We start from the raw sequence: 14173 nt of genomic DNA on the forward strand, positions 1-14173 counted from the left end.
CTAGGGCCTGTTTAGAAAGTGGTCTTGGCGACGGCTCGGAGCCAGATGTCGATCACGGCGACTTCGACGGTGGCTTGGTAGCGCACAGCGAGCTTGTCCTAGCGGGTCGCGACCGCCCGGTGCTGTTTCAGCAGGTTGATGCCGCATTCCACGGAGTGGCGGAGCCGGTAGGTGTCCGGGCAGAACGCCGGCGGGCGCCCTCCGGCCGAGCCCTTGGCCTTGCGGTTGGCCTGCTGATCGACCTTCACCGGGATGGTGGCCGTGATTCCGCGACGTCGCAGATAGGCCCGGTTGACCCTGGATGAGTAGGCCTTGTCGCCCAGAACCCGGTCCGGGCGGGTGCGCGGCCGCCCCCGCCCGGACCGGGCCACCCGGATGCGTTCCAGCACCGGCCGAAACTGCGGGCTGTCGCCGCGCTGACCTGCGGTGATCACCACCGACATCGGCTTGCGGCCCTGCTCGCACGCCAGATGGATCTTGGTGGTGCGGCCACCGCGTGAGCGCCCCAGGCCATGATCGGGCGGTTCGTCTCCCGGCGGCTCGACCTGCCCGCCGACGTCACGGCGGGCACCCGCGGCGTGCTGATGGGCCCGGTTGACGGTCGAGTCCACCGACACGCTCCAGGCGACCAGCCCGGCGGCGTCGGCGAAGGCCATCAGCTTCGCCCACACCAGCGGCCAGACCCCCGCGCGCTGGAAACGGCGGAACAGGTGGTAGACCGACTGCCAGTGCCCGTACCGCTCGGGCACGTCACGCCAGGGCGCACCAGCCCGGGTCCGCCACCGCACGCCGTCCACCAGCCTCCGCCGCGTCCATTTCGGTGGCCGGCCACGCCGCCCGGCACGCGGCAGCAGCGGCTCCAAAGTCCGCCACTGCCGGTCCGTCAGGTCTTTACGGGCTCCGATCGCTACGCTGGCCACGAGGTCTCCGGTGGTGATGGTCTTCTTGGTCGTTGATCCATCTACCGGAGACCTCACTCATCTCCGCTCACCGACACGCCCGCCGAGCAGACGAAGATCGACTTTCTAAACACCGCCTAGCGCGGGGTCAGGCCGCACGCGGAACCTGCTCGGACTCGGCGTCGCGGACGGTCATCAGGTAGAGGCGCCGGTCCAGCAGCCGGTCGACGTCCTGCCGCGCCGCCGCCTTGAGCCGCGGGGTGAGCCCGGAGCGGGGCCCGGCGTGGTCCCAGCGCTCGGCGATGTGCCGGTCGACGCTGGCGATGTCCGGGCACGGGAACCGGTAGCCGGGCAGCACGCTGGCGACGGTGTCGATGGGATCGGGGGCGTCGGATGCGTACAACATGGGCCACACCTGTGGGAGCGAGGAGGCAGGGGAGCGGCGCTGGTCCACTTGACAGAAAATGCTACGGCGCCGTTCCGGCTCGGAAATGCGCAGGTGAGGAGGGTCACCGTTCGATTCACGCCGCGGGGAGCGCGTCGTGACGGACGCGTGGCGCCGGTCCAGGAGCAGCTCGTGCGGCCCCGTCCGGCCACCCGATCGACACCTCGCGGGCACGAGCAGCTCGGGCGGGCACCGTCGTGCCGCGCAGCACGGGCACGAGCCCCGCGCCCCGCAGGCCGTGCCCTGCGGAGCCCGCTCGACCCCGGCGGAGTCGAAGCCGTGGCAGCCGATGAGGCGGGTCGCCTCGTCGCGGCGCGCACCGACACCGGGAGACCCTCGACGCGCTGGTCGAACTGCGGCGGACCCGCCGCGGCGAGCGCCTATCCCGTCACCGTGACGGGAACGCCCGCCGGCACGGCGCGCAGCCGGTGGACGCGCACCTCCCGCGCGCCGCGCGACGACCGGGCGCTCGATCCGGCCCTGCGGCAGCACCGGCCCGCCCGCCACCGGCGGAGGGGAGCTGCGGCTGGTGCCACGAGGCCACCCGGTCCGGTCCGCTGCCGATCGGGTGGATCCGCACGTGGCGGGAGACGTGGTTGTCGGCGACGCCCGCGCACGGCGGTGGGCCCGGTGCGGGTGGAGCAGGCGAACCTGGGCGTGGGGCGGGTCGGGTTCGCCGCCGTCGGCGTCCCACGGGTTCAGGTGGCCGCGGTCGTGCACGCGCACCGGGCCATCCACGGCCGGTGGTCTGCACCGGCCGGCCCACCGCGGGATGACGATCGTGCGGTCCGGCCCGGCCGGCGGCGGCGGTTCCTCGACCGCCGTTCACAGCGGCGCCGTCGCGGGCAGCAGCGGCCCGACGAAGCCCTTGCTCGCCCGGTACGGCGACGCGGGGCCGGAGTAGCTCTGCAGGGTCGCCCCGTGCGGCCCGTGCCAGCCGCGGGAGATCAGATCGTCGATGAGCGCGCCGCGGTCGAGGAGGCAGCGCAGGCCCGCCGACGGGATCCGCCGGGTCCGGCCGGGCCGCAGCGGCGTCCACCCGACGACCTGCCCAGCGCGACGGCCGACAGCGCCGCGGTCCGGTGGGCCGGCGAGCGGCCCTGGTAGAGCGGGGAGCCTTGCGTCGAACGTGGCGGCGAACGAGCCGAGGGACTCCTCCAGACGCGGTCGGAGCCGCGCCGGCGGTTCCTCGTCGCCGCGCAGGTGCGCCACCGGCACCGGGTAGGGGTGCGCGGCCCAGCCGACGTGGTGGTCGAAGGCGCGGCCGTCCTCCTCGAGGAGGGCGGCCACGGTCATCGGGAACGGGTACCGGTTGTCGGGCGCGGGCTCGTGGCGCAGGGCGCCCCGCCACCACGCCTCGAGGCGGTCCCGCTCGCCGTCGGCGAGCAGGCCCACGTCGGCGCCGCGCGGCGAGCAGCCCGAGCGCCACCGACGCCGACTCGACCATCGGCTGCCCGCCCGGCCCGTGCGCCGATGGGCGGCCACCGTCGGGCCCGGCGGCCCCGGCCCGCTCACCAGCTCGAAGTCGTCGGCGGGATCGGGGCCCGTTCCAGAATGGTCACGCGGTGATCGGCAGCAGCTCGCGGCGCACCGGGTGGGCGAACGGCTCCCCGGCCGCCCACCGCCGCACCTCGTCGGCGGCGGCGTCGGCGAGCCTGCGCAGCTCGTTGCCCGTGGACCCGGCGATGTGCGGGGTGAGCACCACCCCGTCGCAGTCCCACAGCGGGGAGTCGGGCGGGAGCGGCTCCGGCGTGGTCACGTCGAGCACGGCCCGCAGCCGCCCGGACAGCAGCTCGCGCTCCAGCGCGGCGTGGTCGACGAGGCCGCCCCGCGCGGTGTTGATCAGGGTCGCGCGGTCGGGCATCAGGCCGAGCAGCCGGGCGTCGACCATGCCCCGGGTGCTGTCCAGGAGCGGCGCGTGCAGCGACACCACGCGGGAGCGGGCGAACAGCTCGTCGAGCCCCACCGGCTCGGCGCCGAGCGCGCGCACCTCGTCGTCGGGCACGTACGGGTCGTGCAGGAGCACCTCGAGGTCGAACGGCCGCAGCAGGTCGGCCGTGCGCCGCCCGACGAGCGACGCGCCGAGCAGCCCGACCGTGGCGCCGTAGTTGCCCGCGTCGGGATGCAGGGCGTTCCAGTCGAGCTGCGCCCGCGCCGCGCGGAACTCCCGCGCGATGTCGGGCACCCGCTTGCCCGCGAGCAGGATCATCGCCACGGCGTATTCGGCGACCGGGACGGCGTTGGCCGCCGCCGCCGAGCTGACGGCGATGCCGCGGTCCCAGCAGGCCTCGGTGACGTGCTGGCGCACCGTGCCCGCGGTGTGGACGACCGCCCGCAGCCGGGGTGCCGCGGCCAGCACGTCCGCGGTGATCGGGGGACAGCCCCAGCCGGTGATCAGCAGCTCGACGTCGGCGAGGTCGGCGCCGGCGAAGTCGTCGAGCACCACCTCGGGGTCGATGTCGACGGCGGCGGCGATGCGGGCGACGGCGGCCGGGTGCAGCAGCTCGCGGGCGGTGGACACGGCCATGGCGAAGGCGGCGCGGACCATCACTCCACGGTCCCCGCCGTGAGGCCGCAACGCCAGTACCGCTGCAACAGCAGGAAGGCCACGACGGGCGGGACGAGGGCGAACAGCGAGCCGATCACGACGCGCGGGTGGTACTCGGGGAAGCCCTCGTCCACCCGGTCGGTGAAGGTCGAGCGCGACGTCGTCGAGGGCGATCGCGGGCCGGGCGTCGTACTCGGGCGTGGCGACGCGGACGACCTGCTCGGCCCGGGCGAGCGCCTCGACGTCGGGGCGCAGCAATCGGGGAGACGCCGAACTCCGGCGAGGTCCGCCACCGGCGCGGACCCGCGGGACCGCGAGGATCCGCTCCCGGCGGGCGGACGGCCTGCTCACGAGCGGGGACGCCACCTCCGCCGCGCGGGGGCCCGCGTCAGGCCACGAGCTCCAGCCGGCCCGCGGTCGTGATCACGGCCGGGACGCGCTCGCCCACGGCGCAGTCGACGGCCGGCGCGATCAGGCCCGCCCGCACCAGCCGGTGGACGGCGCTCTGGTCGCAGCAGAAGCGGCCGTCGAGGTAGAGGTCGGGCTCCGAGCCCCACACGAGCTCGGCGCGTCCGCGCTCCACGGCGCGGAGGATGGCCCGGTCACGAACGCTCAGCTCGACATCGGCGACGAGCTCCATCGCGATCCCCCCAATTCCAACAGGTGAGACCAGGGTGGGGGAATCGTGGATCGCGCGGCCACAGAATTGAGGAACATCTGAGGTTGGCGAACGGCGGGTCTCGGGGAGTTCACCCGGTCGGGTGTGGCCGGTGCACCAGCAGCGGCACGAGCTGCTCATCGGCGGTGAGCGAGCCGTGCTGGCCCGGCATCCGCGACAGCACCCGCTCCGCGCGGGAGCGGATCACGGCCGTTCCCCCGCGCGCGGCGACCACGACGTCGCCGATGCGGTCGCGGGCGTGCGGGGCCACCGGCAGCCCGAACCAGCCGTCGGCCACCGCCTGCTCCCCCGGCACCACCCAGGCGCCGTCGCCCAGCACCTCGGTCCACGTGGCGAGCACGTCGTCGAGCGCGCCGGGGTGGACGTGGAGGTGGCGGGCCCGCGGGTCACCGGCCGCCGCGTCCACGCCGGCGGAGAGCGCCTCGTCGGTGTCGACGTCGTGACGGCGGTCGACCGCGACCATGCCGTGGTCGCCGGTGATGGCGAGCAGCGCGTCCGCCGGCAGCCGGTCGGCGACGATCTGGGCGAGCCGGTCGACCTGGGCGAGCTGCAGCCGCCACGGCAGCGACCCCGGGCCGTGCACGTGGCCGAGCAGGTCGAGGTCGCGGTGGTAGGCGTAGCAGAGCTGCCGCCCCGGGCCCGCGGTCGCGGCGAGCACGCCCGCGGCCAGGTCGCCCATCGCGTACGTGCCCTGGTAGCGGCCGCCCCGCAGCGTGGCCCTGGTCAGCCCGGAGCCGTCGAACTCCGACAGGGAGACCACGGTGACGCCGACCCCGTCGGCGGCGGCGCGCTCCAGCGCCGTGGGGACCGGCTGGACCTCCTCGGGGACGAGGCGTTCGCGCAGGTCGTCGCGGCCACCCTGGGCGGTCCAGCGCAGGGTGTCGAGCAGCTGCCCGTCCGCGCGCAGCACGATGCCGAGCAGGCCGTGCGCGCCCGGCGGCACGCCGGTGCCCAGCGACGCGAGGCTGATCGACGTGCTGGACGGGAACCCCACCGTGAGCGGCCCGAGGTCGGGCAGGCTCGCGAGGAAGGGCGCGTCCGCGGCGTGGCGGCGCAGCAGCTCGCTGCCGAGCCCGTCGACGAGCAGCAGCGCTGCCGCCCGCGCCGGCGGTACGGCGAGCGCGGGCGCCGGCCCTGGCACGCCGAGCGCGGCGAGCAGCGCGGGCAGCACCTCCGCGAGCGAGCGACGTCCGTACTCGGGCAGCAGCGGCTCGACCACGCCCCCAGCTTCCCAGCCGGACGCCCCACGGTCTCCCCCTCCACGAGCCGCCCCCGCTGTCGGCGAGTCGCGCTCTGCGTGTCGGCGAGTCGCGGTCTGGGTGCGCGCGAGTCGGGCTCTGGGTACGGGCGGCCAGGCGGGTGATCGCCGCTTAGGCTCGCGACCGTGGACGACCGGCTGCCGGACGGAATGCGGATCGTGCTCGACCGGCACGCGATGGTGACCGACGACGGCACCGCCCTCTTCGGCGGCGCCCCACCGCGGATGCTGCGCCTGACCCCGGCCGCGGCGGCCCGCATCGAGGACGGCGCGCTCGAGGTCCGCGACGCCCTCTCGGCGAAGCTCGCCCGCAGGCTGCTCGACGCGGGCATCGCGCACCCGGTGGCCGAGCCCGCGTCCGCGATCCCGCCCGCGTCGGACGTCACCGTCGTCGTGCCGGTGAAGGACCGCGTCGACGGGCTCGCCCGGCTGCTCGCCGCGCTCCCCGCCGGCCTCGGCGCCACGATCGTCGTCGACGACGGTTCCGCGGACGCGGCCGCGATCCGCGCGGTCGCCGAGCGGGCGGGCGCGCGGCTGCTGCGCCACGAGGTGGCGAAGGGCCCGGCGGCGGCCCGCAACGCGGGGCTCGCGGCGGCCCGCACCCCGCTCGTCGCGTTCCTCGACTCCGACGTGGTGCCGCAGCCCGGCTGGCTGGAGCCGCTGCTCGCCCGGTTCGCCGACCCGGCGGTGGCGCTGGTGGCGCCGCGGGTCGTCGCGCTGGGCGGCGACGGCTGGCTGGGCGGGTACGAGTCGGTGCGCTCGTCGCTGGACCAGGGGCCCGACCCCGCGCTCGTGGTCCCGAAGAGCCGCGTGGCCTACGTGCCGAGCGCGGCGCTCGTGGTGCGCCGGGACGCCGTCGGGGCGGGCTTCGACGAGCGCATGCACGTCGCGGAGGACGTCGACCTGGTGCTGCGGCTGCACGAGGCCGGCCTGCGCCTGCGCTACGAGCCCGCCTCCCGCGTGGCGCACGAGCACCGCACGAACCCCCGCGACTGGTGGCTGCGCAAGGCGTTCTACGGCACCGGCGCGGCACCCCTGTCGCTGCGCCACCCCGGCCAGGTGCCGCCGATGGTGCTCAACACGTGGTCGGCGGCGGTGTCGCTGCTGCTGCTGCGCGGCCGTCCGTGGTCGGTGGTCGCGGCGCTGGCGGTGCTGGCGGGCGCCACCGAGCAGCTCGCGCGCAAGCTCCCGGTCCGCGAGCCGCGCCGCACCGCGGCCCGGCTCATCGGGCTCGGCGCCCTCGGCACCGTGCAGCAGACCGCGGACGCCGTCACCCGCCACTACTGGCCGATCGCGCTGGCCGCGGCGCTGGTCTCGCGCCGCGCCCGCCGCACCGTCGCGCTGATCGCACTGGCCGAGGGCGTGGTCGACTGGTGGCGCAAGCGCGACGCCCCCGGCCGGCCCGGCCTGCTCGGCTACCTGGTCGCCCGCAGGCTCGACGACCTCGCCTACGGCGGCGGCCTCTGGTGGGGCGCGATCCGGCACCGCACGGTGGCGCCGCTGCGCCCGGTCGGCACCGGGCCGGACCGTTCACCCGACGCCTGACCCCCGTCGGGTGATCTTCACCGCCGTCCGGACAGGTGAACCTCGCCACGAGCGACTTCCGCAGACGCGGAGCCCATCGTTTGATTTCTCCGAAGTTGCGGTCCTGTTGCTGATCCGAGTCGGGTGGGTCGTCCCAACACAGCGGAGCAAGGACCAACGGCCTTGCGTGGCCGGATGATCGGCGGTCTGATTGTGGGCGCCGCCACAACGACGTGTGCGGCACCCGGGCGTGGCTCGGCTGCGTCCGGTGCGTCCAGTGCCGCTCTGGGGGAGCGGCACCGCGCTCGTGGTGAGGAGAGGTCACATGGCACAGGTTCGGGTCACCGTCGACGGCGTGGAGTACGTCGACGACGTCGAACCCCGCATGCTGTTGGTGTACTACCTGAGGGAGCGCCTGGGGAAGACCGGAACGGTCATCGGCTGTGACACCAGCAACTGTGGTGCCTGCACGGTGCACCTGAACGGGCAGAGCGTGAAGTCCTGTTCCGTGCTCGCGGTGCAGGCGGACGGCGCCGAGATCACGACCATCGAGGGGCTCGCCAGGGACGGCGAGCTGCACCCGGTGCAGAAGGCGTTCAACGAGTGCCACGCGCTGCAGTGCGGCTACTGCACGCCGGGCATGATCATGCAGGCGGTCGACCTGCTGGCCGACAACCCGGACCCGGACGAGCAGGCCGTGCGCGAGGGTCTCGAGGGCAACCTGTGCCGCTGCACCGGCTACCAGAACATCGTCCGGGCCGTGCAGAGCGCGGCGCGCGCGATGAAGCCCGGCGCCACGGCGCCGGTCGACACGCCCACCCCGGTCGCTGGAGGCCAGTGACATGACGACGACCGCCGAACCCACCACGCACGGCGAGATCGGCCGCCCACGCGTCCGCAAGGAGGACGAGCGCCTGATCACCGGCCGCTCGCGCTACACCGACTCGATCACCCCGGCCGGCACGCTGTACATCTCCGTGGTCCGCTCGACGTTCGCGCACGCGCGGATCAACGGGATCGACACGTCGGCCGCGAAGCAGGCGCCCGGCGTCGTCGGCGTCTACACCGCCGCCGACCTGGGTGTGGAGAGCATCGGCCTGCCCTGCGCCTGGCCGATCACCCCCGATCAGAAGGCGCCCCAGCGGCCGCTCCTGGCCAGCAGCACCGTGCACTTCGCCGGTGAGGGCGTCGCCGTCGTGGTCGCCCGCTCCGCGGGCGAGGCCCGCGACGCCGCCGACCTGGTCGACGTCGACTACGAGCCGCTCGAGCCGGTGCTCGACATGGAGGCCGCGCTCGCCGAGGGCGCCACGCTCGTCCACCCCGACCTCGGCACCAACGCGAGCGCCACCTGGGTGTTCGACTCCGGCGAGGCCGGCACCGGCGGCAGCGTCGCCGATGCGATCGCCGCCGCGGAGTCCGACCCCGACTCCGTCGTCGTGCGCCGCAGGTTCCGCCAGCAGCGGCTCATCCCGGCGTTCATGGAGCCGCGCTCCGTGGTCGTGGATCCGACCGGTGAGCAGATCACCTTCTACTCGGCCACCCAGATCCCGCACATCCTGCGCACGATGACGTCGGTGGTCCTGGGCGTGCCCGAGAGCAAGCTGCGGGTCATCGCCCCCGACGTGGGCGGCGGCTTCGGCGGCAAGATCGGCGTGATCCCCGAGGAGATGCTCTGCGTCGTGCTGGCGCAGAAGCTCGGCAAGCCGATCAAGTGGACCGAGACGCGCTCGGAGTCGATGCTCGCCGCGCACCACGGGCGCGACCAGATCCAGGACATCACGATCACCGCCAAGAAGGACGGCACGATCACCGGCCTGGACGTCAAGCTGCTCGCCGACATGGGCGCCTACCTCGGCCTGGTCGGGCCGGGCGTGCCGATCCTCGGCGCGTTCATGTTCAACGCGATCTACAAGATCCCCGCCTACCGGTTCGCCTGCACCAACGTCTTCACCACGAAGACGCTCACCGACGCCTACCGCGGGGCGGGCCGGCCCGAGGCCACGTTCGCCATCGAGCGGATCATGGACGAGCTCGCCGTCGAGCTCGGGCGCGACCCGCTGGAGCTGCGCGAGCAGAACTGGATCAAGCACGACGAGTTCCCGTACACCACGGTCGCCGGGCTGACTTACGACTCCGGCAACTACGAGCAGGCCACGCAGCAGGCGATGGAGCTGTTCGACTACGCGGGCCTGCGCCGCGAGCAGGAGGAGCGTCGTCGCTCCGGCGACCCCGTGCAGCTGGGCATCGGCATCTCGACGTTCACCGAGATGTGCGGGCTCGCGCCGTCGCGGGTGCTCGGCTCGCTGTCCTACGGAGCGGGCGGCTGGGAGGCCGCGAGCATCCGGATGCTCGCCACCGGCAAGGTCGAGGTGATCACCGGCGCCTCGCCGCACGGACAGGGGCACGAGACGGCGTTCAGCCAGATCGTCGCCGACCAGCTGGGCGTCCCGTTCGAAGACGTCGAGATCCTGCACGGCGACACCCAGATCGCGCCCAAGGGCCTCGACACCTACGGGTCGCGCTCGCTCGCCGTGGGCGGCATCGCGATCGTCAACGCGGCGCAGAAGGTGATCGCCAAGGCCAAGAAGCTCGCGGCGCACATGTTGGAGGCCGACGAGAACGACATCGAGTTCTCCAACGGCACGTTCTCGGTGCGCGGCACCGACAAGGGCAAGTCCATCCAGGAGATCGCGTTCGCCGCCTTCATGGCGCACGACCTGCCGGAGGGGATGGAGCCCTCGCTCGACGCCGACGCCGTGTACGACCCGGAGAACTTCTCCTTCCCGCACGGCACCCACCTCGCCGCGATCGAGGTCGACACCGAGACCGGGCGCGTCCGGCTGCGCAAGTACGTGTGCGTCGACGACGTCGGCAACGTGATCAACCCGCTGATCGTCGAGGGCCAGGTGCACGGCGGGCTCGCGCAGGGCATCGCGCAGGCGCTGTTCGAGGAGGCCAACTACGACGAGCAGGGCACGCTGGTCAACGCCACGTTCGTCGACTACACGCTGCCCTCGCCCGCCGACCTGCCCAGCTTCGACACCCGCGTGGTGAGCACGCCGGCCACCTCCAACCCGCTCGGGGTGAAGGGCGTCGGGGAGGCGGGCACCATCGCCTCCACCCCGGCGATCGTCAACGGTGTGATCGACGCGGTGCGCCACCTCGGCGTCACCGACATCGAGATGCCGTGCACGCCGCAGCGCGTGTGGCGCGCCATCCAGGAGGCGAAGGGCCGCTCCACGCAGGAGACCCCCGTCGACACCCATTCGCCGGGCGCGGGCCTCGGCTCGATCGACCCGAACAACCCCCAGGGAGAGGTCCAGTGATCCCCGCCAAGTTCGACTACGTCAAGCCGTCGTCGGTCGAAGAGGCAGTCCAGGCCCTGCAGCAGGGCGGCGACGACGCCAAGATCATCGCAGGTGGGCAGAGCCTGCTGCCGGTGCTGCGGCTGCGGCTCGCCGCGCCGAGCCTGCTGGTGGACCTCGGCGGCATCGCCGAGCTGCGCGGGATCCGCGACGAGGGCGACCGCGTCGTGGTCGGCGCGATGACGACGTACTACGACATCATCCGCGACGAGGCCGTGCAGCAGCACGTCGCGCTGCTCGGGCAGGCCACCGAGACGGTCGCCGACAGCCAGGTGCGCCACCGCGGCACGCTGGGCGGGTCGCTCGCCCACGCCGACCCGGCCGGTGACCTGGGGGCCGTCGCGCTCGCCCTCGACGCGGAGATGGACATCGTCGGGCCGTCCGGGCGCCGCACGGTGCCCGCGTCGGAGTTCTTCGTCGACTACTTCACCACCGCGCTCGGCGAGGGCGACATCCTCACGGCGATCCGGTTCCCGAAATACACGGGCTGGGGCAGCCACTACGAGAAGTTCAACCGCACCGCGCAGGCCTGGTCGATGGTCGCGATCGCGGCCGCCGTCCGGGTCGAGGGCGGCACCATCGCCGAGGCGAGGGTCGGGCTCACGAACATGGGCGCGACGCCGATCCGCGCGCGAGGTGTGGAAGAGGCCCTCGTGGGGCAACCCGCAACCGCCGAGGCGGTGCGGGCGGCAGCCGAACGGGTCACCGAGGGCACCGCCGCGCCGAGTGACGCCGATGCCGCTGCGGACTACCGTGAACACCTGGCCAAGGTGCTCACGGGCCGCGCGGTGCTGGCGGCCGCAGGCTGACGCTCGTCCCGCAGGACGCCTGCTTCGGTCATCCGGGGCAGGCGTCCTGCGGCTTTGTGGAGGAGACTTACTGATGCAGCTGGAGAACAAGTTCACGATCGACGCGCCGATCGAGAAGGCGTGGGAGGCGCTGAACACACCGGAGACGGTGGCTCCCTGCTTCCCCGGCGCCACCCTGCAGGAGTACGAGGGCGACTCGTTCACCGGCACCGTCAAGGTGAAGCTCGGGCCGATCTCGCTCACGTACAAGGGGAAGGGCACCTACGTCGAGCGCGACGACGCGAACCACAGGGTCGTCATCGAGGCCAGCGGCCGCGACGCCCGCGGCAACGGCACCGCGAGCGCCACCGTGACCGGCACGATGGTGGCCGACGGGCCGAACCGGACGGCCGTCACGATGGTCACCGACATGACCATCACGGGCCGGCCCGCCCAGTTCGGCCGCGGCGTCATCTCCGACGTCGCCGACAAGATCATCGGCCAGTTCTCGGCGTGTGTGGCCAGCAAGCTCGCGCCGGAGGCCGAGGAGCCCGCGGCGAAGGAGGAGGCGCCCGCTCCGGCTGCGTCCACGCCCTCGTCGGCACCGAGCGGTACGGGGGACTCGGCGCCGTCGGCCGCGGCCGGCTCGGTCGTCGCGCCCGCCGCGACCGGCACCACGAGCGGCAGCACCAACGGCAGCGGGTCGGCGGAGGCGGCGAAGGGGCCCGTGCTCGCCTCGAAGCCCGCGACCAGCAGCGGCCCGCTGCGCAGCGAGGTCGACGCGATCGACCTGCTCGACACCGCCGGTGCGCCGGTGATGAAGCGCATCGCCCCGGTGGCGGCGGGCGCCCTGCTCCTGCTGATCATCTTCCTGATCCGCCGCAGCCGCCGCGGCTGACGACGACACCACGGCTCCCCCGTCGGCACCCGCCGGCGGGGGAGCCGATCTTTTGGTCAGGACAGGCCGGAGACGCGCAGCGTGATGTTCAGCCGGCCGGCCGAGAGGCCGGTGTCGGGCACGTCGACGTCGGGGAGCAGCTTCGGCACGCCGTGGTAGGCGAGGCGGCTCTCGTCGCCGAACACCACCAGGTCGCCGGAGCGCAGCTCCACGTCGGTCCACGGCCGCCCGCGGTCGCCGGTGTTGCCGAACCGGAACACGCACGCCGCCCCGATGCTGAACGACACCACCGGGTCGGGCGCCCGCTCGTCGCCGTCGCGGTGCATCCCCATCCGCGCGTCCGGCCCGTAGTGGTTGATCAACGCGATGTCCGGGCGGTAGCCGCGGGCGCGCTCGGGGTCGCCGTAGGCGTCGGCCAGCGCCTCCCGGCCGAGCTCGCCGAGCCACTCCGGGAACGGGAGCACCGGGGACCCGTCCTGGTCGTCGCGGGTGCGCGAATAGCGGTACGGGTACCAGTGCCAGCCGAGGCACACGCTGCGCACGGTCATCCGGCCGCCGGTCGGCAGCACGGCCGCGCGCATCCCCGGGCCCTCGCGCGCCCATTCCCGGCAGGCCCGCACGAGGGCCCGCTGGCGGTCGAGGTCGAGCCAGTCCGGGACGTGCACGGCGCCGGGGGCGAGGACGCGGCGCTCCCGGGGGACCAGCTCGAGCGGCATCACCCGGCCCCGATCCGACCGTTGTCGATGCAGGTGCGCGACCGCGGACGCCGCTCCTTCGACGTGCTCTCGGAGCGGTCCACGAGCATCAGCTCGATGCCGGCCTCCGGTACGGGGTCCGCCGGCCAGCGCGACCGCGTGCCGCGGCCCGTGGTGGGCACGGCGGCGTCGAACTCCTCCTCGGTGGAGTCGAGCACGAGCGGTGGGTCGCAGCGTTCACCGCGGTACTCGGCGAGCCGGAGGCGGCCGCGGGCGTCGGGGTCGGCGAACACGGCTCGGTCCTCCCGCTCGATCGCCTCGACCAACCGGTCGAGATGGGACTCGGGCACGGGTGCATCGTGCCCGATCGGCGCGTCACCGCGCGTTGTGGAAGATGATCCCCAGCACGTACCGGCTGCCGCTGCGCACGGTGCTCACGCCGTGCCGCACCTGCACGCGGTGGAACCCGCGGGAGCCGCGCCGGGGCCGGTGGTGCACCGGGAACACCACGGCCTCGCCCTGCCGCGGGCGCAGCACGGTCGGGCGCGACTGCCGGCGCGGCCGCTGCTCGACGAACACGCTCTCCCCGCCGGTGAAGTCCTCGTCGGGGCGGCTCAGCATCACGAGGAACTGCAGCGGGAACGCCAGCTCCCCGTAGACGTCCTGGTGCAGGCAGTTGTAGCCGCCCGGCCCGTAGCGGAGCAGGAGCGGGGTGGGGCGGTGCTGCCCCGCCGCGGCGCACTCGGCCAGCAGCGCGTCGAGCTCGGTCGGGAACGTGCGTTCGCCCAGCCTTTCGGCCCAGGTGTTCGCGATGCGCGCGAGCGGCGGGTACAGCTGCTCGCGCAGCTGCTGCACGAGTGGCGGGAGGGGGTCGGCGAAGTAGCGGTAGCTGCCCTCGCCGAACGCGTGGCGCGCCATCACCACGGTGCTGCGGAACCGCTCGTCCTCGTCGAACATCGCGATCACCTCCGCACACTGCTCGGGGGTGAGCAGCGGCCCGGTGCTCGCGACGCCGTCGGTGTCGAGGCGCTCCTGCAGTGCGGGGACGTCCAGTCGGTCCAGCACGGCGGTCAT

14 protein-coding genes and 1 pseudogene are annotated in these 14173 nt (G+C 74.0%); 5 read left to right on the plus strand and 10 right to left on the minus strand.

Going from position 1 to position 14173, the window contains the following annotated elements:
- Positions 1 to 11 precede the first annotated feature (11 nt).
- The 7 genes and pseudogenes from VKZ81_RS08555 to VKZ81_RS08585 all read right to left on the minus strand — a co-directional run bounded on the left by VKZ81_RS08555 (position 12) and on the right by VKZ81_RS08585 (position 5790).
- A pseudogene (locus VKZ81_RS08555) lies at positions 12 to 920 on the minus strand (IS5 family transposase).
- A 127-nt stretch (positions 921 to 1047) separates the two neighbouring features.
- Positions 1048 to 1305: a hypothetical protein gene (locus tag VKZ81_RS08560; protein WP_324240910.1), complete on the minus strand. Its 258-nt coding sequence runs from the start codon at positions 1303 to 1305 to the stop codon at positions 1048 to 1050.
- Between the two features lie 864 nt (positions 1306 to 2169).
- The gene (locus tag VKZ81_RS08565) at positions 2170 to 2739 is read right to left on the minus strand and encodes a DUF2264 domain-containing protein (protein WP_324240911.1); all 570 of its coding nucleotides are present in this window, start codon (positions 2737 to 2739) and stop codon (positions 2170 to 2172) included.
- 163 nt (positions 2740 to 2902) lie between these two features.
- Entirely contained in the window at positions 2903 to 3892 is a 990-nt protein-coding gene (locus VKZ81_RS08570; RefSeq protein WP_324240912.1) for a hydroxyacid dehydrogenase, read from the minus strand.
- Positions 3892 to 4026: a hypothetical protein gene (locus VKZ81_RS08575; protein WP_324240913.1), complete on the minus strand. Its 135-nt coding sequence runs from the start codon at positions 4024 to 4026 to the stop codon at positions 3892 to 3894. The genes VKZ81_RS08570 and VKZ81_RS08575 overlap by 1 nt, the downstream gene beginning before the upstream one ends.
- A 254-nt stretch (positions 4027 to 4280) precedes the next feature.
- Positions 4281 to 4475, minus strand: coding sequence for a hypothetical protein (locus VKZ81_RS08580; RefSeq protein WP_324240914.1), 195 nt, complete (start codon positions 4473 to 4475; stop codon positions 4281 to 4283).
- A gap of 166 nt (positions 4476 to 4641) precedes the next feature.
- Positions 4642 to 5790, minus strand: coding sequence for an alkaline phosphatase family protein (locus tag VKZ81_RS08585; RefSeq protein ID WP_324240915.1), 1149 nt, complete (start codon positions 5788 to 5790; stop codon positions 4642 to 4644).
- Positions 5791 to 5955: 165 nt separating this feature from the next.
- Between VKZ81_RS08585 and mftF the strand changes: the two genes are divergently transcribed.
- The 5 genes from mftF to VKZ81_RS08610 all read left to right on the plus strand — a co-directional run bounded on the left by mftF (position 5956) and on the right by VKZ81_RS08610 (position 12404).
- Positions 5956 to 7374: a mycofactocin biosynthesis glycosyltransferase MftF gene (mftF, locus tag VKZ81_RS08590; protein ID WP_324240916.1), complete on the plus strand. Its 1419-nt coding sequence runs from the start codon at positions 5956 to 5958 to the stop codon at positions 7372 to 7374.
- Between the two features lie 304 nt (positions 7375 to 7678).
- Positions 7679 to 8194: a (2Fe-2S)-binding protein gene (locus VKZ81_RS08595; RefSeq protein ID WP_324240917.1), complete on the plus strand. Its 516-nt coding sequence runs from the start codon at positions 7679 to 7681 to the stop codon at positions 8192 to 8194.
- Between the two features lies 1 nt (position 8195).
- Positions 8196 to 10679 carry a xanthine dehydrogenase family protein molybdopterin-binding subunit gene (locus VKZ81_RS08600; RefSeq protein ID WP_324240918.1) on the plus strand — a complete coding sequence of 828 codons (2484 nt, stop codon included), beginning with the start codon at positions 8196 to 8198 and terminating at the stop codon, positions 10677 to 10679.
- Positions 10676 to 11527, plus strand: a complete 852-nt coding sequence (locus VKZ81_RS08605; RefSeq protein ID WP_324240919.1) for an FAD binding domain-containing protein — start codon at positions 10676 to 10678, stop codon at positions 11525 to 11527. The genes VKZ81_RS08600 and VKZ81_RS08605 overlap by 4 nt, the downstream gene beginning before the upstream one ends.
- A 73-nt stretch (positions 11528 to 11600) precedes the next feature.
- Positions 11601 to 12404, plus strand: a complete 804-nt coding sequence (locus VKZ81_RS08610) for an SRPBCC family protein (protein WP_324240920.1) — start codon at positions 11601 to 11603, stop codon at positions 12402 to 12404.
- Between the two features lie 56 nt (positions 12405 to 12460).
- On the opposite strand, the gene VKZ81_RS08615 is transcribed toward VKZ81_RS08610, so the two are convergent.
- Genes VKZ81_RS08615 through VKZ81_RS08625 form a run of 3 tightly spaced genes read right to left on the minus strand, consistent with a single transcriptional unit; the run spans position 12461 to position 14173 of the window.
- A complete protein-coding gene (locus VKZ81_RS08615; RefSeq protein WP_324240921.1) occupies positions 12461 to 13120 on the minus strand; it encodes an alpha-ketoglutarate-dependent dioxygenase AlkB family protein in 660 nt (219 codons plus the stop codon).
- Positions 13120 to 13449, minus strand: coding sequence for a hypothetical protein (locus VKZ81_RS08620; RefSeq protein ID WP_324240922.1), 330 nt, complete (start codon positions 13447 to 13449; stop codon positions 13120 to 13122). The genes VKZ81_RS08615 and VKZ81_RS08620 overlap by 1 nt, the downstream gene beginning before the upstream one ends.
- Positions 13450 to 13474: 25 nt before the next feature.
- Positions 13475 to 14173, minus strand: a complete 699-nt coding sequence (locus VKZ81_RS08625) for a 2OG-Fe(II) oxygenase (protein ID WP_324240923.1) — start codon at positions 14171 to 14173, stop codon at positions 13475 to 13477.

Source organism: Pseudonocardia sp. (genome assembly GCF_035305885.1).
Classification (GTDB): Bacteria; Actinomycetota; Actinomycetes; order Mycobacteriales; family Pseudonocardiaceae; genus Pseudonocardia.